Source organism: Paraburkholderia acidisoli, assembly GCF_009789675.1.
Taxonomy (GTDB): Bacteria; Pseudomonadota; Gammaproteobacteria; order Burkholderiales; family Burkholderiaceae; genus Paraburkholderia; species Paraburkholderia acidisoli.
This window is the reverse complement of sequence record NZ_CP046913.1, coordinates 2,195,592-2,214,986: the sequence shown is the minus strand read 5'-3', so window position 1 is coordinate 2,214,986 and position 19,395 is coordinate 2,195,592. Positions and strand designations below refer to the sequence as shown.

Genomic DNA, 19,395 nt, shown 5'->3' with positions numbered 1-19,395 from the left:
GGGGAAGGCACGAAAATTCGGGTGTAGCCAGTAATAACAGCTATGCTATTGTTCAACGTCCAGATTTTGTTATTGTATTTTTCTGATTTTCAGGAATAAATCATGAGAACGCAGCGTCAACCGGTTCGCGCGCTGGACCGTCTCGATCATCGCATCCTGAAACTGCTGCAACAGGACGGCCGCATGGCGATGAAAGACCTCGCGGAACAGGTCGGGCTGTCGGTCACGCCGTGCATCGAGCGTGTGAAGCGCATGGAGCGCGACGGCGTCATCACCGGCTATTACGCGCGTGTGAATCCCACGGTGCTGGGCGCGGCGCTGCTGGTGTTCGTGGAGATCACGCTCGACCACAAGAGCGGCAACATGTTCGACCAGTTTCGCCGCGAGGTGCAGAAGATTCCCGAGGTGCTCGAATGCCATCTGGTTTCGGGCGACTTCGACTATCTGATCAAGGCGCGTATTGGCGAAATGGCCGACTACCGCAAGCTGCTGGGCGACATCCTGCTGCAACTGCCGGGCGCGGTGCAGTCGAAGAGCTATGTGGTGATGGAAGAGATCAAGGAGACGCTGACGATCGCCGTGGGCGATTGAGCGCGACATGGGCGGAACGTAAGGGGAACGCGAGCGGAACGGCTGCATCGATCTTCCCATTCGCCGGGCAACAGTTCCCCGTTTTTACGGCTCGACAAAGCGGCTGAGTACTGTATATTCGTACAGTACCCAGCCGCTTTTGTTTTGTATTCCCGTGCCCGATTCCAAACCCCGTCCCGCTGTCGACCCCGACTCCGACTGGCAACCGCTGTTGCCGGCCAAACCGCTCGCGCCGCGCAAGGGGCGGGGCGCGGTCACGAATCTGCAGGGGCGCTACGAAATCGATCAGCGTGAAGCATTCGACGACGGCTGGCAGCACGTGAGCGAGCCGCAGGCAGGTGAAGAAGACGGCGAGCCCGCGTTGCGCACGCAGGTATTCGAGGAACGCGCGAAGAGCATCCTCACGCGCAACCAGTCGCCCGACATTCCGTTCAGCGTCTCGCTCAATCCGTATCGCGGTTGTGAGCACGGCTGCATCTACTGCTTCGCGCGGCCCACGCACAGTTATCTGGGCTTGTCGCCGGGGCTCGACTTCGAAAGCCGCATCTACGCCAAGATCAACGCGCGCGAGTTGCTGCTGCGCGAACTCGCGAAACCGTCTTACGAGCCGGAGCCCATCGCGCTGGGCGTGAACACCGACGCCTGGCAGCCGGTCGAGCGCGATCTGCGTCTCACGCGCGGCGTGGTCGAGGTGCTCGCCGAGCGTCAGCATCCGTTCGCGGCCATCACCAAGTCGTCGCTGATCGAGCGCGATCTCGACCTGCTCGTGCCCATGGCGCAGCGTCGGCAGTTCATGGCCGCCATCACCATCACCACGCTCGACGCCAATATCGCGCGCACGCTGGAGCCGCGCGCGGCCACGCCGTCGCGGCGGCTGCGCACCATCCGCACGCTGGCCGAGGCGGGCATTCCGGTGGGCGTGAGCATCGCGCCGGTGATCCCGTTCGTCACCGAGCCGGACATGGAGCGCGTGCTCGAAGCGTGCGCCGAGGCGGGCGCGACGAGCGCGAGCTATATCGTGCTGCGCTTGCCGTGGGAAGTCGCGCCGCTCTTTCACGACTGGCTCGCCGCGCATTTTCCGCAGCGCGCGGATCGCGTGATGAGCCGCGTGCGCGACATGCGCGGCGGCAAGGATTACAACTCGGATTTCGCGCAGCGCATGAAGGGCACGGGCTTGTGGGCCGACCTGCTCAAGCAGCGCTTTCACAATGCCGTGAAGCGCCTCGGTCTCAACGAGCGGCGCCACGGCATTCTCGACATGTCGGCGTTCATGCGCGACAAGACCGTGCGCGAGAAGCCGCAGCTCGATCTGTTTTGAGCGCCCAAAGCCGCGTCGTTCGAGCGTCGTTATTGCGAGATTGCCTTGGCCGCCTCGACCTGCGATTCGAAGTACGTCTGGAACGAGAGCGCGAGACCCGTCATCAGCAGAAACGCGCCAATCAATAACGAGAAGATGACGACGAAGATCACGGTCCAGCCCGAGCGGCTCGCGCGCCCGGCCTGCGCGAAGGCGGCGTTGAACTGCGCGTCCCATTTCGCGTCGGGGCGCAGACCGTAGACGATGGCCGCGAGAAACGCCGAGAGCACCGAAACCGCGCCGATCACGGCCAGCACCCAGCCGAAAATCGAAGCGCGTTCGGTCGCCGCGAGCAGCATCACGCCCGGAATACCGAGCAGTGTGCCGATCACGTGCGCCCAACCCCACACGTCGCGCGGGCCATATAAATAGAAGCGATGCGCGCCGAGGCTGCCGAACAGGAAGGCGAGCGCGGCGGTGAGCGTCTTGGAGCGAAAGCGTGCGGCGTTGTTCTCGTTGGGCATGGGCTCGGGCGGTCGTGGACGTCGGCTGGCATTGTATGTCGCGCGCGAGCGTCCCAACACCAGCGCGCGCTTATGCCAGCAACCAGAGCGCACAACGCGCGAACGCGAACCGAGGCCGAAGCGCGACGCTTACGGCTTGCTGTACGTCACGCGATAAATCGCGCCCGCATAGTCGTCGCTGATGAGCAGCGACCCGTCGGGCAGCGGCAGCACGTCGGCGGGGCGGCCCCACTGGCTTTCGTCGCCATCGAGCCAGCCTTGCGCGAACACGTCCTGGCGCGCGTTCGCGCCGTTCGCGTCCACGCTCACGCGCACCACGCGATAGCCCGCTTTCTTGCTGCGATTCCACGAGCCGTGTTCGGCGATGAAGATGCTGTTCGCGTACCCGGCCGGGAACATCGTGCCGGTGTAGAAGCGCATGCCGAGCGCCGCGACGTGCGCGCCGAGTTTCGCCACGGGCGGCGTGAAGCCGCTGCACGGGTGGCCCGCGCCGAACTCGGGGTCGGGCACGTTGCCGCCGTGGCAATACGGAAAGCCGAAGTCTTCGCCCACGTGCGCGAGACGGTTGAGCTTGTCGTCGGGGATGTCGTCGCCCAGCATGTCGCGGCCGTTGTCGGTGAACCAGAGTTCGTGCGTCTGCGGATGCCACGCGAAGCCCACGGTGTTGCGCACACCGCGCGCGATGGTTTCGTAGTGCGAGCCGTCCGGGTCCATGCGGCCGAGCATGGCGAAGTGCGTGCGCTGCGGATCGTTCGGCGGCAGGCAGACGTTGCAGGGCGCGCCTTGCGGCACGTAGAGCTTGCCGTCGGGGCCGAAGGCGATGAACTTCCAGCCGTGGTGGCGCTCCTTCGGCAGGGCATCGGTGACCATGACCGGCCTGGGCGGCGAGTCGAGATGCCGGTCGATATCGGGCAGGCGCACGATCGACGAAACGGCGGAAACATAGAGCGAGCCGTCGTGCCATGCCACGCCCACCGGCATGGTGAGCCCCGAGGCCACCACGTGGCGCTTCGCGAGCTTGCCGTCCTTGAGTTCGAGCGCGTAGACATCGCCGGTCATGCTGCCCACATACAGAATGCCGCTGTCGGACAGCGTCATTTCGCGCGCGCCCGGCACCTCGGCGGAAAGCACTTCTATATGGAAGCCGGGCGGCAGCTTGATCCGGTCGATGGGCAGCGCCGCGCGCGCGAACGGCGCCGCGAGCAGCAGGAGGAGGGCGAGCGCGAGCCATGCCGTGCGCAACCGCGCCGTCGCACCGGCTGACGCGCGCGCGAAAAACGGCACCGTATCGCGCGAGCAACGGGGCTGCGGGCGTTTTCCGGGGCTTGCCAGATTGGTCGTCACATTCCGCTCCAGGGCCCGCCCGCCGTGGATCATAGTGGGGCGCGAGCCGGTTGATTGAAGGTCGCGTAGCGCCGCTTTCGGCGCGGCCTGCGGGGCTGCTGGCGGCGGGCTTTGCCGGGATTCTTTGTCGCTTGACGCGCAAATTCCCGTTAAGTGTTTGTTATGCCTCTGGTTTCCAGCTATAATCGCGTGTTTCAGTAGTCCCGAACCCCCGGTTTTCAAGGATTTTAGTATGGTCATCATCCGTCTGGCACGCGGCGGCTCGAAGAAGCGCCCGTTCTACAACATCGTCGCAACCGATTCGCGCAACCGTCGCGACGGCCGTTTCATCGAGCGCGTGGGCTTCTACAACCCGGTCGCTACCAAGGGTGAAACGCTGCGTATCGCTCAAGATCGCGTGACGTACTGGAAGGAAAACGGCGCGCAAATGTCGCCGGCCGTCGAGCGTCTCGTGAAGGAATCGCAAAAGGCTGCTGCCGCTACGCCGGCTGCTTAAGTCTTTTCGACAGTTGTACGTGTTTCATCTTCGTGCGCACATGAGGGTTGGTATGGCGTGCGCGTACGAGTTCAAGCTGGCCGCGAGGGTTGCCGATGTCTGCGCATGACGACGCCAAATCTGCCGTAACGGCAAACACAGCGTCGAGCGACGAAGCAACCGGCGGCGCGAATCGCCGTAACGCTCCGTCGTTTGGCGCATTCGTCCGCAAGCCGGCGCGCGACAGCGCGGCGAAAGCCGCGCCTGCGGCAGAGCCGCTGCGCGCCGAATCCACGGCAAGCTGGCCGGCCGACGCGGTCGAAGTCGGCGCGGTGGTCGACGCCTACGGCCTCAAAGGCTGGGTCAAGGTGGCGCCGCACGCACAGGACGGCCGCGCGCTGCTGTCGGCCACGCGCTGGTGGCTCATCAAGGGCCGCGAAGGTCAGTCGCATCGCGAGTTCCATTCCGCAGGGCGCGTGAGCGCCAAGGTGCACGGCGACAGCGTCGTCGCGCAGCTGGCGGGCGTGGACGACCGCGAGGCGGCGCTGCGCCTGCGCGGTGCGCGCGTCTACGTGACGCGTGCCGAATTCCCCGCGCCCGAAGCCGACGAGTATTACTGGGTCGACCTGATCGGGCTCGACGTCGCCAACGAGGCGGGCGTGGAGCTGGGCAAGGTTGCCGACCTGATCGACAACGGCGCGCAGTCGGTATTGCGCATCACGTATCCGTCCACGGACAAGGAAGGCAAGCCGGTCACCGGCGAGCGCCTGATTCCGTTCGTCGGCGTATTCGTGAAGACGGTGGACCTGGCGGCGAAGCGTATCGTCGTCGACTGGGACGCCGATTATTGATCCTGGGTTCGACCCTTCGGGTTGAGCCTCTGGGTTTGTCCCTGATTCGCTGACGGAGAGAGCGATGCAGTTCGATGTCGTAACGCTCTTTCCCGAGATGTTCCGCGCGCTGACCGACTGGGGTATCACCAGCCGGGCGGTGAAGCAGGAGCGCTACGCGTTGCGTACGTGGAATCCGCGCGATTTCACGACCGACAACTACCGTACGATCGACGATCGCCCGTATGGCGGCGGCCCCGGCATGGTCATGCTGGCCAAGCCGCTCGAAGCGGCGATCGGTGCGGCGAAAGCGGCCCAGGCGCAAGCCGGTGTCGCGGCGCCGCGCGTGCTGCTGATGTCGCCCCAAGGCAAGCCGCTCACGCACGAACGCGTGATGGGCTTCGCGCAGGAGCCCGGTCTGGTGCTGCTGTGCGGCCGCTACGAGGCGATCGACCAGCGGCTCGTCGACCGTCACGTCGACGAAGAAGTCAGCCTCGGCGACTTCGTGCTGTCGGGCGGCGAACTGCCCGCGATGGCGTTGATGGACGCGGTGGTGCGGCATCTGCCGGGCGTGCTCAACGACGCGCTTTCGGCGGTGCAGGACAGCTTCGTCGACGGTTTGCTCGATTGCGCGCACTATACGCGTCCGGAAGAATACGACGGCGTGCGGGTGCCCGATGTGCTGCTCGGCGGCCATCACAAGGAAATCGAGCAGTGGCGTCGCCGCGAGGCGTTGCGCAACACGTGGAACAAACGGCCCGATCTGATCGAGCGGGCCAGAAAGAACAAGATGCTGAGCCGTGCCGACGAGGCATGGCTCGCAAGTCTCGCGAAGGAATCGAACGGAGCGTAAGGCTGCGGTCGAGGGCGCGCGGGGCGCCATAGGCGGTGCCGCTTCATGCGTGAACGGTGCCAGTTGTGAATCCATCCTCTATCGGGGCCGTCGTTGCTGAGCGTGCGAACGCCAGCGCAGGTACGAACGCCGACAAGATGGCTTTAGGAGTCAGTCATGAATCTGATTGCAAAACTCGAACAGGAAGAAATCCAGCGCGTGCTGGGCGAGAAGACCATCCCCGAATTCGCTCCCGGCGATACGGTGATCGTCAACGTGAACGTGGTTGAAGGTAACCGCAAGCGCGTTCAGGCATACGAAGGCGTCGTGATCGCGAAGCGTAACCGCGGCCTGAACTCGTCGTTCATCGTGCGCAAGATCTCGTCGGGTGAAGGCGTCGAGCGTACGTTCCAGACGTACTCGCCGCTGCTCGCCAGCATCGTGGTGAAGCGTCGTGGCGACGTGCGTCGCGCGAAGCTGTACTACCTGCGCAACCTCTCGGGCAAGAAGGCACGTATCAAGGAAAAGCTGGTGTCGAAAGACCGCGCAGCTGCTCCGGCCGCCGAGCAGGCGTAAAAGCTGTAAGAAAAAGCACCCTTCGGGGTGCTTTTTTCTTTTTGGCCTCAAACTATTCGTCGATGCGAATAATCCGAGATAGCCGTTGATCCGTCCTGTATTTGAACCCGAAAGCCTGCCGATCGAATCGACGGGCGCCGACCTGCCTCCCGTCGATCCCGCGCGGCTCACGCCCGAGGGCTTGCGCGCGCGCTTCGCGCAGCGCCTGCCGTGGGACCCGGAGCCGCAGGAAGCCCGCAAAGCCGATATTCGCGATCCGCGCGAAGCCGCCGTGCTCGTGCCGCTGGTGGTGCGCGCGGCGGGCCTGAGCGTGATGCTCACGCAGCGCGCCGACAATCTCAGCAATCACGCGGGCCAGGTGAGCTTTCCGGGCGGCAGCCGCGAACCCGCCGACGCCACGCCCGCGGCGGCCGCGTTGCGCGAGGCACAGGAGGAGGTCGATCTCGATCCCGCACGCGTCGAGGTGCTGGGCGCGCTGCCCGACTATCTCACCGGCACGGGCTTTCGCGTGACGCCCGTGATCGGCCTCGTGCACGAGCCCTTCACGGTGACCGCCGACTCGCTCGAAGTGGCGAGCATCTTCGAAGTGCCGCTCGCGTTTCTGATGAACCCGGCCAATCACGAAGTGCGCGTCTTCCGCTGGGAAGGCGGCGAGCGCCGTTTCTTCGCGATGCCGTATCCGCAGCAGGGCGCGGCCGTGGGCGCCGATCACTTCATCTGGGGCGCGACGGCGGGCATGTTGCGCAACTTCTACCGGTTCCTGCGCGCCTAGCACGCGGCGTGGCGCGGCGCGCGCACGCCGCGTGCGACGGCGCAGGACTGTTGCGTGTTTGCAGCCGGGTTCGCTGCCGCATGTCAGGCACATCTGGCCCTGTGATATCGTTGCAAAATTCCAAAAACCCCGAAATTGCACGGCGTTTCGCATGACCTTCTTCTCCGTATTGCTGGCCCTCGTCATCGAGCAGGTGCGGGCGCTGTCGCCCAATAATCCCGTCATGGCGCTCGTGCGCCTCAATGCGGAATGGGCCGCGCACGGCTTCGACGCCGGCAAGCAGAAGCACGGTGTGCTGGCGTGGCTCGTGGTGGTGCTGCCGTGGACGCTCGCCACCGCGCTCGTCTACTACGTGCTGTTCCACATCAGCTTCGTGCTGGCGTTCCTGTGGAACGTGGTGGTGGTGTATTTCACGCTGGGCTTCCGCCAGTTCAGCCACTATTTCACCGACATTCACCTCGCGCTCAACAACGACGACGTGCCGCGCGCCCGCGAAATCCTCAGCGAATGGACCGGCATCGACGCCGTGGACATGCCCGTGAGCGAGATCGTGCGCCACACGCTCATCCACGCCGTGGTGGCCTCCCACCGCCACGTGTTCGGCGTGTTCTTCTGGTTTCTCGTGCCGATCGGGCCGGCCGGCGCGGTGCTGTACCGTATCGCCGAATATCTGGCGCGCGAATGGTCGCGTCCCGCCGACGACCGCACCGAGGCGTTTTCGAATTTCGCGCAGCAGGTGTTCTTCGTGATCGACTGGATTCCGGCGCGCCTCACGTCGCTTGGCTTCGCCATCGTCGGTAATTTCGAGGACGCGATCTACGCGTGGCGCAATCACACCAACACGTGGCCCGACACCAACGAAGGCGTGCTGCTCGCCACGGGCAGCGGCGCGCTGGGCGCGCGTCTTTCCGGGCCGCTCGCCGAGGCGCCGAGCGTGGAGGTCATCGCGCAGCAGCCGGGCGAGGGCGGCCCGTACACCGTGGGCGACGACTGCACGCCGCGCACGCTGCAATCGGCCGTGGGCCTCGTGTGGCGCGCCGTGATCCTGTGGATGATCCTGCTGCTCATGCTGACGATCGCGGTCTGGCTGTAACGCCAGCCGCGCGTCGTAAAAAGGGCCGCTAATCAGCGGCCCTTGTTGTTTTTACGTCGATGCGCGGCGATGTCATTCGTCCAGCAGGTCGCGCACGTCGCGGTCGCGCCCGCAATTCCAGCACACGGTGAACTGCGCTTCGAGCGTCTCGCCGCACTGCGCGCAGCGCCATGACGGCGCACCCGCGGGCGGCCCTTGCGTGGCTTCGTCGATCAGGCGCCGCGCGAGCTTTTCGTCGCGCTCGTCGGTGAGCCAGATTTCGGGCGCGCATTGCTCGGCTGGAATCTCGCCCATCGCGCCGCTCAGGTAGCGGTTGTGCAACTCGCACGGCACGCCGGCGGTGGCCAGGATGTTCATCCAGTGCTGGGCGATCAGCAGATTCGGCGCGCGCACGAGCTTGAGCATAGGCGGCGCCGTTAGCGCACGATCTGGCTGATCTCGTGCACGAGCTGCGCGTAGAGCGCGTGACGCTCGGGCGCGATGCGGCCGTCCTGCACCGCCTCGAGAATCGCGCAGCCCGGCTCGTGCAGGTGATGGCAGTTGTAGAAGCGGCAATTTGGCAGCAACGGGCGAAACTCGGGGAACGCGCGTTCCAGCGTGCCTTCGGTGAGGTGATAGAGGCCGAATTCCTGGAAGCCCGGCGAATCGATCAGCGCGCCGCCGCTTTGCGAGTCCATGGCGGGCAGTTTGTACAGCCGCGTGAACGTGGTGGTGTGGCGGCCGCTGTTGAGCGCCGTCGAGATCTCGCGCGTGGCGGCTTCGGCGTCGGGAATCAGCAGGTTCACGAGCGTCGATTTGCCCATACCCGACTGCCCGAGCAGGATGGTCTGATGACCGTGCAGATGGTCGGCGAGCGCGGCGCGCGCCGCTTCGGGCCGGCCCTTCACGGAAAGCTCCAGCACCGTATAACCCAACGCGCGATAGCGTTCGAGCCGCTGGCGCGCGAGCGGCAACGCGGCTTCCACGTCGATCTTGTTGAGCACGATGAGCGGCGTGAGGCCGTTGGCTTCCGCCGCCACGAGCGCGCGTCCGAGCAGGTCTTCGCTGAAATGCGGCTCTGTGGCGAGCACGATCAGCAGTTGATCGAGATTCGCCGCGAAGAGCTTGGACTTGTACTGGTCCGAGCGATAGAGCAGATTGCGCCGCTCGCCGATCGCGACGATCACGCCCTGGTCGGCGGAGGTCGACTGATACTCGACGCGATCGCCCACGGCCACCTCGCTTTTCTTGCCGCGCGGGAAGCATTGCAGGTTCGCGCCGCCGCTGTCGGGCGCAACGAGATAGTGGCGCCCGTGCGCGGCGATCACCACGCCGTGCAGCGTGTCGCCCGTGGCTTTGCCGCCGCCGCCGGCCTTCGATGCGCGCCGGTTCATGCGTGCGCGAGCAGGCGGTCGATCCGCTGCGACGCCGGCGGATGCGAGTAATAGAACGCGGTGTAGAGCGGGTCGGGCGTGAGCGTGGACGCGTTGTCTTCGTAGAGCTTCACGAGCGCGTTGACGAGGTGCTGCGCGTCGGTTTGCGTGGCGGCGAAGGCGTCGGCTTCGAACTCGTGCTTGCGCGACGAGAGGCTGCCGAGCGGCGTGACGAAGAACAGGAACACGGGCACCGCGAGGAAGAACAGCACGAGCGCGAGGCCTTCGTTGCCGCCGAGCAGCGAGGGCCGCACGCCGAGGCCTTCGAAGAACCACACGCGCTGCGAGAGCCAGCCGAGCAGCGCGAGCAGCACGAGGCTGATCGCGAACGTGACGACCATGCGCTTGATGACGTGGCGGCGCTTGAAGTGGCCGAGTTCGTGCGCGAGCACGGCTTCGATCTCGCTGCCCGAGAGACGCGCGAGCAGGGTGTCGAAGAACACGATGCGCTTGGCCGCGCCGAAGCCCGTGAAATAGGCGTTGCCGTGCGCCGAGCGGCGGCTGCCGTCCATCACGAACAAGCCCTTGGCCGCAAAGCCGCAGCGTTGCATGAGCGCCTCGATACGCGAGCGCAGCGCTTCGTCGCGCAGCGGTTCGAACTTGTTGAAGAGCGGCGCGATGAAGCTCGGGTAGAGCACCAGCACGAGCATCTGGAACGCGACCCACACGGCCCACGTCCACAGCCACCAGTAGCTGCCGGCCTGCTTCATCAGCCAGAGCACGACGAACAGCAGCGGAATGCCGAACGCCGCGCCGATCACCAGACCCTTGATGCGGTCCATGAAGAAAATGCGCTTCGTCATGCGATTGAAGCCGAAACGCTCCTCGACCACGAACTGGCGGTAGTAATCGAGCGGCAGCTCGACCACGCCCGAAATGGCCAGCACGGCGGCGATCAACGCGATCTGGCCGACATAGTCGCGGCCGAGCGCGTCCGACATGCCGAGATCGACCGCCTGCACGCCGCCGAGCAGCGTGAGCGCGATCAGCACCACGGCGCTCAGCACGATTTCGATCATGCCGAGGCGTGTGCGCGCGATGGTGTAATCGGCGGCGCGCTGGTGCGCCGTGAGCGCGATGGTGGAGGCGAATTGCGCGGGCACGGCCTCGCGGTGCGCCGCGACGAAGCGAACCTGGCGCGAAGCGAGCCAAAGCTTGGTCGCGACCATGCCGAGCACGGCCACGACGAACAGTGCGCTGAAGTACAGCGCCGGGGAGGGGGACAGATTAGGCATCCAGGAAGTCCGTGGTATCTATGCGACAATTATATGTTCTTGCCGGCCCGGCATCGCATCCTCGCTGTGTCGACGCGCGTGTGCGGCCCGCTTGCCGCGCTTCCCCCGTTTCCAGGTTGCCTCTCATGACTGACATCACCTCCGACCAGACCGCGTCGATCGAACGCACCGACATGAACCTGATCTGGCTCGACATGGAAATGACGGGCCTCGATCCCGACAACGACCGCATCATCGAGATCGCGGTCGTGGTCACGAACTCGACGCTCGACAAGCTCATTGAAGGCCCGGTGATCGCGATACATCAGCCGGAGTCGGTGCTCGACCGCATGGACGAGTGGAACCGCAACACGCACGGCCGCTCGGGCCTCACCGAGCGCGTGCGCGCCTCGACTATCGACGAAGAAACGGCCACCGAACAGATCATGGCGTTTCTCGCGCAATACGTGCCGCCGGGCAAGTCGCCGATGTGCGGCAATTCCATTTGCCAGGACCGCCGCTTCATGGCGCGCTGGATGCCCACGCTGGAGCGCTTCTTCCACTATCGCAATCTCGACGTGAGCACGCTCAAGGAACTGTGCCGCCGCTGGCAACCGGCCATCTACAAGGGCTTCCAGAAGCGCGCGATGCACACGGCGCTCGCCGACATCCACGAGTCGATCGACGAACTCAAGTACTACCGCGAGCATTTCCTGATTCCGGGCAGCGGCATCGCGCCCGACGCGGCTTCCGGCGCGGCGGGGCCGGCGCTGTAAGGCTGGCTGGCGGCGCCTGGTGCCGTACTCAATGCCGTAACAAAGCAGCGCTGAAAACAAAAAACGCGCGGTCCGTTCAGGCGGGCCGCGCGTTTTTCATAGTGACGCGGAGAGGCGTCATTCCGCGCGCGGCGCGCGCTGCGCGCTTTTCGGGCGGAACGCGGCCACCACGTTCGGATCGGTTTCGATATACGGGCCGCCGATCAGGTCGATGCAATACGGCACCGCCGCGAAGATACCCGGCACCTTCACGGCGCCATGCTCGTCGCGCAGGCCTTCGAGCGTTTCCTTGATCGACTTCGGCTGACCGGGCAGGTTGATGATGAGCGCGGCGTGAGCGGCGGTTTCGCGAATCACGGCCACCTGGCGCGAAAGGATCGCCGTCGGCACGAAATTCAGGCTGATCTGGCGCATCTGCTCGCCGAAGCCGGGCATTGCCTTCGTGGCGACCGCGAGCGTGGCTTCGGGCGTGACGTCGCGGCGCGCGGGGCCGGTGCCGCCGGTGGTGAGCACGAGATCGCAGCCGAGGCCGTCTACTAGCGCCGTGAGCGTGGCCGAGATCGTGGCCGCGTCGTCGTGGATCAGGCGGGTTTCGGCGCGCCACGGCGTCTTGAAGGCGCTGCCGAGCCAAGCCATGAGAGCGGGAATGCCCTTGTCCTCGTAGACGCCCGCGGTCGCGCGGTCGCTGACCGACACGAGGCCGATCACGAGTTCGTCAGGGTGGTTGCGCTCAGGTCTCACGTCAGGTTTCGTCATCGTCGTGATCGCCTTCTTCCGCCGTGTCGTCGCTCTCGTTGCCTTGCGCGCTCACGTCCTTGATCCACTGGAACAGTTCGCGGAAGTACTTGGGCGGTTTCGACTGCTCGTGCTCGCGGCGGGCGTTGCGGATCAGCGTGCGGCCTTCCTGCGGGTCGGCGGCCGGGTGCTGGCGCACGAATTCGGTGAGCGCGGCGTCGTCGGCGAGCAGCTTTTCGCGGGTGCGCTCGATCCAGTGCAGGCGCGCCGTGGCGGCCTTGTTCACGCCGCGATGTTCTTCGAACTTGGTGCGCAGCGCGGCCACTTCGGCCTCCGTCAGGCCGCGCATCATGCGGCCCACGTACTGGAGCTGGCGGCGCTTGCCTTCGTGGTCGGTGATGCGGCGGCACTCGTGGACGGCGTCCGCGAGGTCTTCCGTCATGGGCATGCGCTTGAGCGCGTCCTTCGGCAGTTCCACGAGGGCCTGGCCGAGTTCCTGGAGCGCTTCCATTTCGCGCTTGAGCTGCGATTTGCTCGGGCGATCGTAACCGTTGTCGTCGGGTTCGGCGACAGCGTCGTTCATCGGTTGAATGCGGGTTTTGCGTTTCATGGCGCGTATTGTAACGCGCGCGTGCGCGAGGGCCGTTGCGCGCGGCGTTCGTTGGGCGATGCAGCGGCGTGGCGCCGGGCGAGCGCGACGCGGGGACGGCGCGCGAACCCGGCGTGAACCCAGCGCGAACCCAGCGTGAACCCGGCATGAAAGAAGCGCCCTCGATGCGGGTTCGCATACCTTGCTATGATCGCGGGATGCGTTTGCCGAACGCGGCGCGCGCATTTCAGCGCGATGCCGCGACCGCGCGCAGCGCAACACGACATCAGCGGGCCACGGCAACGCGTGGCCCAGAACCGGACCGTAACGACAATGGCAGCAGACATCGAAGCCCGGCAGCGCTTTTTCCCGCACACCCAGGACGAACTCAGAGAGATCGCCTCGGAGATCCTTCGCCATGCGAAGACGCTCGGCGCGAGCGACGCGGCGACCGAAATCTCCGAGGGCGACGGCTTGTCCGTCTCGGTGCGGCGCGGCGAAGTCGAAACCATCGAGCATAACCGCGACAAGATGGTCGGCGTGACCGTCTATATCGGCCAGAAACGCGGCAACGCGAGCACCTCGGACTTTTCGCCGCAGGCGCTCAAGGACACCGTGGCGGCCGCGTACAACATCGCGCGCTTCACCGCCGACGACGACTGCGCGGGCCTCGCCGAGCCCGACCTGCTCGAAACCGCGCCGCGCGACCTCGACCTCTATCACCCGTGGAATCTCTCGGCGGAAGAAGCCGTGGAGATCGCGCGCCGCGCCGAAGACGCCGCGTTCGCCGTCGATCCGCGCGTGAAGAACTCGGAAGGCGCGAGCGTCTCCGCGCAGCACTCGCAGTTCGTGCTCGCCACCAGCGGCGGCTTCGTGGGCGGCTATCCGTACTCGCGCCACTACGTCTCGTGCGCGCCCATCGCGGGCACGGGCCGCCACATGCAGCGCGACGACTGGTACACCTCGCGCCGCAGCGCGGCCGAACTCGCCTCGCCCGAAGCCGTGGGCCGCTATGCCGCGGAGCGCGCGCTCGCGCGTCTGAACGCGCGCAGCCTCGACACGCGCAAGGTGCCGGTGCTGTTCGAGGCGCCGCTCGCGGCGGGCCTGCTCGGCGCGTTCGTGCAGGCCGTGAGCGGCGGCGCGCTGTATCGCAAGACCTCGTTCCTCGTGGATAGCCTCGGCAAGCCGGTGTTCGCGCCGCATATCCAGGTGGTGGAAGATCCGCACGTGCCGCGCGCGGCCGGCAGCGCGCCGTTCGACGAAGAAGGCGTGCGCACGCAGCGCCGCGAAGTCGTCAAGGACGGCATCGTGCAGGGCTATTTCCTCTCGTCGTATTCGGCGCGCAAGCTCGGCATGCAGACCACCGGCAACGCGGGCGGCTCGCACAACCTGCAACTGCAAAGCTCGCTCACGCAGGCCGAGGACGACTTCGAGGCCATGCTCAAGAAGCTCGGCACGGGTCTCCTGCTGACCGAACTGATGGGGCAGGGCGTGAACTTCGTGACGGGCGATTATTCGCGCGGCGCGTCGGGTTTCTGGGTCGAGAACGGCGTGATCCAGTATCCGGTGGAAGAAATCACGGTCGCGTCCACGCTGCAGGAGATGTTCCACAACATCGTCGCGGTGGGCGCGGACACGCTCGCGCGCGGCACGCGCCAGACCGGCTCGGTGCTGATCGAACGCATGACGATCGCGGGGCAGTAAGGGGTTTTTTTCTGCGGCTCGATCCGCGAATGGAAAGAAAAACGGCACGCCTTGGCGTGCCGTTTTGCGTTGGGGCGGGGTGAGGGCCTTGCTCAGCACCCGCCGATCAGTACTTCGGCTGGAATGTGCAGCCCCGCGTGCAGCCGCCGAATCATCGCGAGGCTTAGAGCGCGTTTGCCGGCCAGTACCTCGTAGACCCGGTTGGCGTTACCGATATACGGTTGCATGTCCGGTACCGACAAACCTTGCTGCTCCATCCGGAACTTGATGGCTTCGATGGGGTCGGGCGCCGCCATCGAAAAATGCTCGGTTTCGTAGCGCTCGACGAGGATCGAGAGAATTTCCAGCTCATCGCCTTCAGGCGTGCCTTGCGCTGGATCGATGTCGACGAGCGTTGCCACGGTGGCGAGCGCGTGGCGGTAATCTGCCTCAGTGTGCAGCGGACGAATATTCATCGCTTTACTCCAGTTCCACAGTAGCTGCGTCGATCCGGTCATAGTCGGCATGCGTCCCGACGAACTTGATGTAGACCACACCAATTTGATAGGCAACCGCGACGATCAGCCGAAAGTCGTTGCCTTTGATGTTGAACACCACCCGATTTCTGCCGACGAAGCTGGCCGATGCATAGTATGCCTTGATGTCTTGCGGGCTGCGCCAAACGGCTTTGGCTGCTTCGGCATACCACGCGAGCAGCGGCTGTCGCGTTTGCGCGTGTTTCTCGATGAAATCCAGCAGCGTTTTTCGGGCAACAATTCGCATGACGTCAAGTTTAGTCCCAATTTGGGACTTCGTAAAGCAAGGCGTCTCGGCCCACCTCTGTCAACCTTCAATCCCGCCGCGCATACCGCACGAACGCGAAGTCGAAGTTGTTCGGCGCATGCGCGTGCAGCGTCTCGCGCGAGGTTTCCTGCCACACGTCGAGGTCGGGCGCGGGGAACGTGGCGTCGCCGTCGAAGTCCGCCGAAATTTCGGTGACAACGAGTTCGTGCGCGAGCGCGAGGCCTTCCGCATACAACTGCGCGCCGCCGATCAGAAACGCCTCCGGTGCCGAATCCTGCGCGGCGAGCGTGAGCGCCTCGGCGAGGCTCGTGGCCGTGTCGCAGCCGGGAAAGCGCTTGCCGGCGTCGCGCGTGACGACGATGTTGCGGCGGCCCGGCAGCGCGCGGCCGATCGATTCGTGCGTCTTGCGGCCCATGATGATGGGCGCGCCCATCGTGGTGCGTTTGAAAAACGCGAGGTCTTCGGGGAGTCGCCACGGCAGCGCGTTGTCGCGGCCGATCACGCCGTTGCGGGCGCGCGCGACGATAAGGGTGAGGGTTGTCATCGGGTGAGAGAAAGTGCCAAGGGATCGCACCGATTCTACCCGAGCGGGGTGACGCGGCTGACGCGTGCTCAGTCCTGCGTTTGCGTGGACGATTCCGGGGCGGTATCGGCGTGATCCTCGGACTGGTTTTCCGCATCGGCGCCAAAGATCGATTTTTCGTCGCGCAAGCCGTGCGTGCCCATCAGCCGGTACAGCGTCACGCGCGAGATGCCGAGATCGGCGGCCGCCTCGGACAGCCGGTGCCGGTGGCGCAGCAGCGCCGCCTCGATCGTGCGCTTTTCGGCGGCTTCGCGCGCCTGCGCGAGCGTGACCGTCTGCTGCTCCGTGAACTGCGCGAGGTCGAGGTCTTCGGCCGAAATCAGCTTGCTCTCGGCCATGACGATGGCGCGCCGCACGCGGTTGATCATCTCGCGCACGTTGCCGGGCCAGTTGTAGTTGTACATGGCTTCGATCGCGTCGGGCGTGAAACCGCGAATGCGTCGCGCGCTGTCGCCCTTGAACTTGTGCAGCATGTGATGCGCGATGATCTCGATGTCCTTGCCGCGCGCGCGCAGCGGCGGTTCGTCCACGCGCAGCACGCACAGGCGATGGAACAGGTCCGCGCGAAAGCGTCCGTCGCGCATGGCCGCTTCGAGATCGACGTGGGTGGCCGAGATGATGCGCACGTCCACGCTGATCTGCTCGTGACCGCCGAGCCGCTCGATCTTGCCTTCCTGCAGGAAGCGCAGCAGGCTCGCCTGGCTTTCGAGCGGCAGGTCGCCGATTTCGTCGAGAAAGAGCGTGCCGCCGTTGGCCGACTCCACGCGCCCGATCTTGCGCTGGTTCGCGCCCGTGAACGCGCCGCGCTCGTAGCCGAATAGTTCGGATTGCAGAAGATGATTGGGAATCGCGCCGCAGTTGATCGGCACGAACGGGGCCTTGCGCCGCGACGAGCGTTCGTGGATCGCGAGCGCCGTGAGTTCCTTGCCCGTGCCCGATTCGCCCGAGATGAAGATGGAGGCGTCGTTGTTGGCGACCTTGCGGATGGTGCGAAAGAGCTGCTGCATGGCGTCGCAGGTGCCCACCATCTCGTCTTCGTCCGGCGCGCCGGAGGCGCCGGGTGAAGCCGCCGCGTCGAGATCGCAGAGCGCGACCATGCCGAACGCGTGGCCGACGAGATAGTCGAGCGTCGCGTGCGCGACCGGCATGTGCACGTAGTCGAAGCAGTAGTGGCGGATCATGCGGCGCACGTCGGCGTCGGCGATACGGGTGCCGTCGGTGAGCGCGATCCAGCCCACCTGCTGCAGCCGCAGGATCGCCTCGAGCCCGGCGAATTCGCGCGGCGCGAAGCCCGTGAGATCGACGATGCCCGCGCACGGCGCGTCGGGTTTCACGAGCCGCGACGCTTCGTGCGCGGTGCGCGCGGTCGCGAGTTCCCAGCCGCGGCTCTTCAGATACGCGCCGAGCAGCGGATCGGGCGAGCGCGCCACGTAGAGCAGGGTGCGTTCGAGCGCCGCGGCGGGCTGCGCGCTCGCGGCTTGCCGCGCCTCGCGTGCGCTGCGCACGACGCCCGCGTCCACCGGGCGTTGGCTCGAACCGGCAAGCGGTGTCACGGTGGCGCTCAGGTGAGAGGTTTCGCGCACGATCTGCCTCATGTCGTCAGAAGGTGTAAGGGAAGCGCACGCCGACGACGAAGTTCGGCGCGTCGGGCGTGAGGCCCACCGACACCGCGCCGTTGATCGTCAGGTGCTTGTTGACCACGTGATTCAGGCCGAAGTTGAGCACCGAGGCGGTGGTTTCGCTGCCCGGCACGCCGGTCCAGCCGCCGCCCGGCGACTTCGTCTTCGACTGCGGCTCGATCGCCATGGTGTAGGAGATGCTCGCGGAATCCTTGTCGGAGAACGCGAGCGCGACACCGCCGCCGAACTGCACGACGTCGCCGAGCTTCACCTGGGCTGGCTGCGTCTGGCCGACCACCGAGGAGATGTCGGCGAACGAGCGCGCGATGTTATAGGTGTACGAGAGGCTGCCGAACAGCACGACCGGGTCGTACGTCTTCAGCACCGAAACGCCCGCCGTGACGTTCCAGAAGCCCGTGCCCGTGGGCAGCTTGCTCGGTGCGACGAGGTTGGTGTTGTCGGGCGCGAGCTGCTGCACCTTGATGCCGAAGGGCGACGTGCCCGTGGGCGTTTTCACGCGCAGGCTGCCGACCACGTCGGGCAGATTGTTGGTTTCCTTCAGGAACTGGTAGTAGATCCCGAAGTTCACGTCGCCGATGGCGTTCGAGTTCACCGAAGCGTCCGACAGCGTGCTCGCCGAGCCGCCCGCGCCACCCACGATGAAGCTGCTGTGGCGGTAGACGTAGGGCACGTCCACGTCGATGCTCATGCGGTCGGTGAGACCGTAGCGCGTGTCCAGATCGGCGGTCACCTGGTGGGACTTGGTCTGCCCCAGGTTGATGTTGCCGAGGAAGATCGCGTCGAGCGCGAGGAAGCCCGAGAGCTGAAGCTGGCGGCGGTCGTAGTAGGTGTCGCTGATACCCCAGTCGAGCGTGAGCTTGTGGTCGAACAGCGGCGCGTGCTCGCGCTGCACCACGGCTTCTTCGGCCTGGGTGCGCGAGGGCTCGGCGTTTTTCTGCGTTTCGCCGATGGTGCCGGTCGTGCCGTTCGTGGCGCCCGTGCCCGCCACCGCGCCGGGCGCGTTCGGATTCACGCCCACGGGCGCGCCTTGCTGCGGACCGCTCGACGCCGAGGCGCCCGTGGCGCCCGACGTCGTCCCCGCATCGGGCGAAGGCGGGTTGACCGGCACGCCGGTCGCGGTGCCCGTGAGCGCGCCCGGCGCGTTGGCGCCCGGCAGCGCCTGGGCGAGCGGCGGCAGGGGCACGGGCAGGCCGTCGGCGCCCGGCTGGTCGGCGACCGCGGCGTCGGGACTCGCGGCGAGCGCCGCTGCGCCCGGCATGCCGCGCCCGCGTTGCGTCATCTCCAGGTTCGTCACCTGGCGTTCGAGCGACTGGATCTGGCGCTGCTGCTCGTCCACCACGCGCATGAGCATGTTCAGACGGTCTTCGAGCGACTGGTTCGACAGCGCCTGCGCCTGGGCGGATTGCGCAAGCGCGAACAACATGACTGCGGCTGGAATGGCGGCCAGCGTCAACCGCGGCGCCGCCGTTCTCGACATCGTGTTCATTTTTTCTTCCCCCGGATCGAATGCGGGCGCACGGAGGAACCCCCTGGTTCCGCGCCCGCGCACGTCGATGCTCCTTCTTCAAGTGCCTGCTGCTGGTGCGGGTGCGTGGCCCGCGTGGTGGTCTCCTCGTTGTTCCGCT

22 protein-coding genes are annotated in these 19,395 nt (G+C 65.9%); 10 read left to right on the top strand and 12 right to left on the bottom strand.

Annotated features, from left to right (window positions below; translation table 11 throughout):
- Nucleotides 1–102 precede the first annotated feature (102 nt).
- Together FAZ98_RS09695 and FAZ98_RS09690 are read left to right on the top strand one after the other, a co-directional pair.
- A complete protein-coding gene (locus tag FAZ98_RS09695) occupies nucleotides 103–591 on the top strand; it encodes an Lrp/AsnC ligand binding domain-containing protein (RefSeq protein ID WP_158951014.1) in 489 nt (162 codons plus the stop codon).
- A gap of 208 nt (nucleotides 592–799) precedes the next feature.
- Nucleotides 800–1,909: a PA0069 family radical SAM protein gene (locus FAZ98_RS09690; RefSeq protein WP_158951938.1), complete on the top strand. Its 1,110-nt coding sequence runs from the start codon at nucleotides 800–802 to the stop codon at nucleotides 1,907–1,909.
- A gap of 29 nt (nucleotides 1,910–1,938) precedes the next feature.
- On the opposite strand, the gene FAZ98_RS09685 is transcribed toward FAZ98_RS09690, so the two are convergent.
- Both FAZ98_RS09685 and FAZ98_RS09680 read right to left on the bottom strand, forming a co-directional pair.
- Entirely contained in the window at nucleotides 1,939–2,412 is a 474-nt protein-coding gene (locus tag FAZ98_RS09685; protein ID WP_158951013.1) for an NINE protein, read from the bottom strand.
- A 129-nt stretch (nucleotides 2,413–2,541) separates the two neighbouring features.
- On the bottom strand, nucleotides 2,542–3,756 hold the full coding sequence (locus tag FAZ98_RS09680) for a PQQ-dependent sugar dehydrogenase (protein WP_407672005.1): 1,215 nt from the start codon (nucleotides 3,754–3,756) through the stop codon (nucleotides 2,542–2,544).
- A 232-nt stretch (nucleotides 3,757–3,988) separates the two neighbouring features.
- Between FAZ98_RS09680 and rpsP the strand changes: the two genes are divergently transcribed.
- The 6 genes from rpsP (at nucleotide 3,989) to FAZ98_RS09650 (ending at nucleotide 8,334) form a co-directional block, all read left to right on the top strand.
- Nucleotides 3,989–4,252 (top strand): 30S ribosomal protein S16, encoded by a 264-nt coding sequence (gene rpsP, locus FAZ98_RS09675; protein ID WP_158951010.1) that lies wholly within the window; start codon nucleotides 3,989–3,991, stop codon nucleotides 4,250–4,252.
- Nucleotides 4,253–4,347: 95 nt separating this feature from the next.
- Complete coding sequence (rimM, locus tag FAZ98_RS09670; protein ID WP_158951008.1) at nucleotides 4,348–5,082, top strand: ribosome maturation factor RimM; 735 nt, start codon at nucleotides 4,348–4,350, stop codon at nucleotides 5,080–5,082.
- A gap of 64 nt (nucleotides 5,083–5,146) precedes the next feature.
- Complete coding sequence (gene trmD, locus FAZ98_RS09665; RefSeq protein WP_158951006.1) at nucleotides 5,147–5,914, top strand: tRNA (guanosine(37)-N1)-methyltransferase TrmD; 768 nt, start codon at nucleotides 5,147–5,149, stop codon at nucleotides 5,912–5,914.
- A 156-nt stretch (nucleotides 5,915–6,070) separates the two neighbouring features.
- A complete protein-coding gene (rplS, locus tag FAZ98_RS09660) occupies nucleotides 6,071–6,469 on the top strand; it encodes a 50S ribosomal protein L19 (protein WP_158951004.1) in 399 nt (132 codons plus the stop codon).
- An 85-nt stretch (nucleotides 6,470–6,554) separates the two neighbouring features.
- Entirely contained in the window at nucleotides 6,555–7,241 is a 687-nt protein-coding gene (locus tag FAZ98_RS09655) for a CoA pyrophosphatase (protein WP_158951002.1), read from the top strand.
- 151 nt (nucleotides 7,242–7,392) lie between these two features.
- Complete coding sequence (locus tag FAZ98_RS09650) at nucleotides 7,393–8,334, top strand: CobD/CbiB family protein (RefSeq protein WP_158951000.1); 942 nt, start codon at nucleotides 7,393–7,395, stop codon at nucleotides 8,332–8,334.
- A gap of 72 nt (nucleotides 8,335–8,406) precedes the next feature.
- Here the strand turns inward: FAZ98_RS09650 and FAZ98_RS09645 are convergent, their stop codons facing one another.
- From FAZ98_RS09645 to FAZ98_RS09635, 3 genes are read right to left on the bottom strand one after another with little or no spacing between them, the layout of a single operon-like run.
- Nucleotides 8,407–8,739 carry a putative signal transducing protein gene (locus FAZ98_RS09645; protein ID WP_158950998.1) on the bottom strand — a complete coding sequence of 111 codons (333 nt, stop codon included), beginning with the start codon at nucleotides 8,737–8,739 and terminating at the stop codon, nucleotides 8,407–8,409.
- 11 nt (nucleotides 8,740–8,750) lie between these two features.
- A complete protein-coding gene (gene rsgA, locus FAZ98_RS09640; RefSeq protein ID WP_158950996.1) occupies nucleotides 8,751–9,707 on the bottom strand; it encodes a ribosome small subunit-dependent GTPase A in 957 nt (318 codons plus the stop codon).
- On the bottom strand, nucleotides 9,704–10,981 hold the full coding sequence (locus FAZ98_RS09635; RefSeq protein WP_158950994.1) for a M48 family metallopeptidase: 1,278 nt from the start codon (nucleotides 10,979–10,981) through the stop codon (nucleotides 9,704–9,706). The genes rsgA and FAZ98_RS09635 overlap by 4 nt, the downstream gene beginning before the upstream one ends.
- 125 nt (nucleotides 10,982–11,106) lie before the next feature.
- Here FAZ98_RS09635 and orn point away from each other — a divergent pair, with 125 nt between their 5' ends.
- A complete protein-coding gene (gene orn, locus FAZ98_RS09630; RefSeq protein WP_158950992.1) occupies nucleotides 11,107–11,736 on the top strand; it encodes an oligoribonuclease in 630 nt (209 codons plus the stop codon).
- Nucleotides 11,737–11,853: 117 nt separating this feature from the next.
- On the opposite strand, the gene mog is transcribed toward orn, so the two are convergent.
- A complete protein-coding gene (gene mog / locus FAZ98_RS09625; RefSeq protein ID WP_158950990.1) occupies nucleotides 11,854–12,492 on the bottom strand; it encodes a molybdopterin adenylyltransferase in 639 nt (212 codons plus the stop codon).
- Entirely contained in the window at nucleotides 12,479–13,081 is a 603-nt protein-coding gene (gene yjgA / locus FAZ98_RS09620) for a ribosome biogenesis factor YjgA (protein ID WP_158950988.1), read from the bottom strand. The genes mog and yjgA overlap by 14 nt, the downstream gene beginning before the upstream one ends.
- A gap of 312 nt (nucleotides 13,082–13,393) precedes the next feature.
- On the opposite strand from yjgA, the gene pmbA reads away from it, so the two are divergent.
- The gene (pmbA, locus tag FAZ98_RS09615; protein WP_158950986.1) at nucleotides 13,394–14,764 is read left to right on the top strand and encodes a metalloprotease PmbA; all 1,371 of its coding nucleotides are present in this window, start codon (nucleotides 13,394–13,396) and stop codon (nucleotides 14,762–14,764) included.
- 92 nt (nucleotides 14,765–14,856) lie between these two features.
- On the opposite strand, the gene FAZ98_RS09610 is transcribed toward pmbA, so the two are convergent.
- The 5 genes from FAZ98_RS09610 to FAZ98_RS09590 all read right to left on the bottom strand — a co-directional run bounded on the left by FAZ98_RS09610 (nucleotide 14,857) and on the right by FAZ98_RS09590 (nucleotide 19,193).
- Nucleotides 14,857–15,219, bottom strand: coding sequence for a helix-turn-helix domain-containing protein (locus FAZ98_RS09610; RefSeq protein ID WP_158950984.1), 363 nt, complete (start codon nucleotides 15,217–15,219; stop codon nucleotides 14,857–14,859).
- Between the two features lie 4 nt (nucleotides 15,220–15,223).
- The gene (locus FAZ98_RS09605; protein WP_158950982.1) at nucleotides 15,224–15,526 is read right to left on the bottom strand and encodes a type II toxin-antitoxin system HigB family toxin; all 303 of its coding nucleotides are present in this window, start codon (nucleotides 15,524–15,526) and stop codon (nucleotides 15,224–15,226) included.
- A gap of 67 nt (nucleotides 15,527–15,593) precedes the next feature.
- Nucleotides 15,594–16,091 carry a dihydrofolate reductase gene (locus FAZ98_RS09600; RefSeq protein ID WP_158950980.1) on the bottom strand — a complete coding sequence of 166 codons (498 nt, stop codon included), beginning with the start codon at nucleotides 16,089–16,091 and terminating at the stop codon, nucleotides 15,594–15,596.
- A 68-nt stretch (nucleotides 16,092–16,159) separates the two neighbouring features.
- Nucleotides 16,160–17,635, bottom strand: coding sequence for a sigma 54-interacting transcriptional regulator (locus tag FAZ98_RS09595; RefSeq protein ID WP_407672061.1), 1,476 nt, complete (start codon nucleotides 17,633–17,635; stop codon nucleotides 16,160–16,162).
- Between the two features lie 94 nt (nucleotides 17,636–17,729).
- A complete protein-coding gene (locus FAZ98_RS09590; protein ID WP_407672004.1) occupies nucleotides 17,730–19,193 on the bottom strand; it encodes a hypothetical protein in 1,464 nt (487 codons plus the stop codon).
- Nucleotides 19,194–19,395 lie beyond the last annotated feature (202 nt).

Coding starts and splice junctions, on each gene's coding strand:
- trmD (WP_158951006.1), top strand. CDS start 5,147: ATGCAGTTCGATGTCGTAACGCTCTTTCCCGAGATGTTCCGCGCGCTG.
- orn (WP_158950992.1), top strand. CDS start 11,107: ATGACTGACATCACCTCCGACCAGACCGCGTCGATCGAACGCACCGAC.
- FAZ98_RS09685 (WP_158951013.1), bottom strand. CDS start 2,412: ATGCCCAACGAGAACAACGCCGCACGCTTTCGCTCCAAGACGCTCACC.
- rplS (WP_158951004.1), top strand. CDS start 6,071: ATGAATCTGATTGCAAAACTCGAACAGGAAGAAATCCAGCGCGTGCTG.
- pmbA (WP_158950986.1), top strand. CDS start 13,394: ATGGCAGCAGACATCGAAGCCCGGCAGCGCTTTTTCCCGCACACCCAG.
- rsgA (WP_158950996.1), bottom strand. CDS start 9,707: ATGAACCGGCGCGCATCGAAGGCCGGCGGCGGCGGCAAAGCCACGGGC.
- mog (WP_158950990.1), bottom strand. CDS start 12,492: ATGACGAAACCTGACGTGAGACCTGAGCGCAACCACCCTGACGAACTC.
- FAZ98_RS09590 (WP_407672004.1), bottom strand. CDS start 19,193: ATGTTGTTCGCGCTTGCGCAATCCGCCCAGGCGCAGGCGCTGTCGAAC.
- FAZ98_RS09645 (WP_158950998.1), bottom strand. CDS start 8,739: ATGCTCAAGCTCGTGCGCGCGCCGAATCTGCTGATCGCCCAGCACTGG.
- FAZ98_RS09600 (WP_158950980.1), bottom strand. CDS start 16,091: ATGACAACCCTCACCCTTATCGTCGCGCGCGCCCGCAACGGCGTGATC.
- FAZ98_RS09695 (WP_158951014.1), top strand. CDS start 103: ATGAGAACGCAGCGTCAACCGGTTCGCGCGCTGGACCGTCTCGATCAT.
- rimM (WP_158951008.1), top strand. CDS start 4,348: ATGTCTGCGCATGACGACGCCAAATCTGCCGTAACGGCAAACACAGCG.
- FAZ98_RS09610 (WP_158950984.1), bottom strand. CDS start 15,219: ATGAATATTCGTCCGCTGCACACTGAGGCAGATTACCGCCACGCGCTC.
- FAZ98_RS09635 (WP_158950994.1), bottom strand. CDS start 10,981: ATGCCTAATCTGTCCCCCTCCCCGGCGCTGTACTTCAGCGCACTGTTC.
- rpsP (WP_158951010.1), top strand. CDS start 3,989: ATGGTCATCATCCGTCTGGCACGCGGCGGCTCGAAGAAGCGCCCGTTC.
- yjgA (WP_158950988.1), bottom strand. CDS start 13,081: ATGAAACGCAAAACCCGCATTCAACCGATGAACGACGCTGTCGCCGAA.
- FAZ98_RS09605 (WP_158950982.1), bottom strand. CDS start 15,526: ATGCGAATTGTTGCCCGAAAAACGCTGCTGGATTTCATCGAGAAACAC.
- FAZ98_RS09650 (WP_158951000.1), top strand. CDS start 7,393: ATGACCTTCTTCTCCGTATTGCTGGCCCTCGTCATCGAGCAGGTGCGG.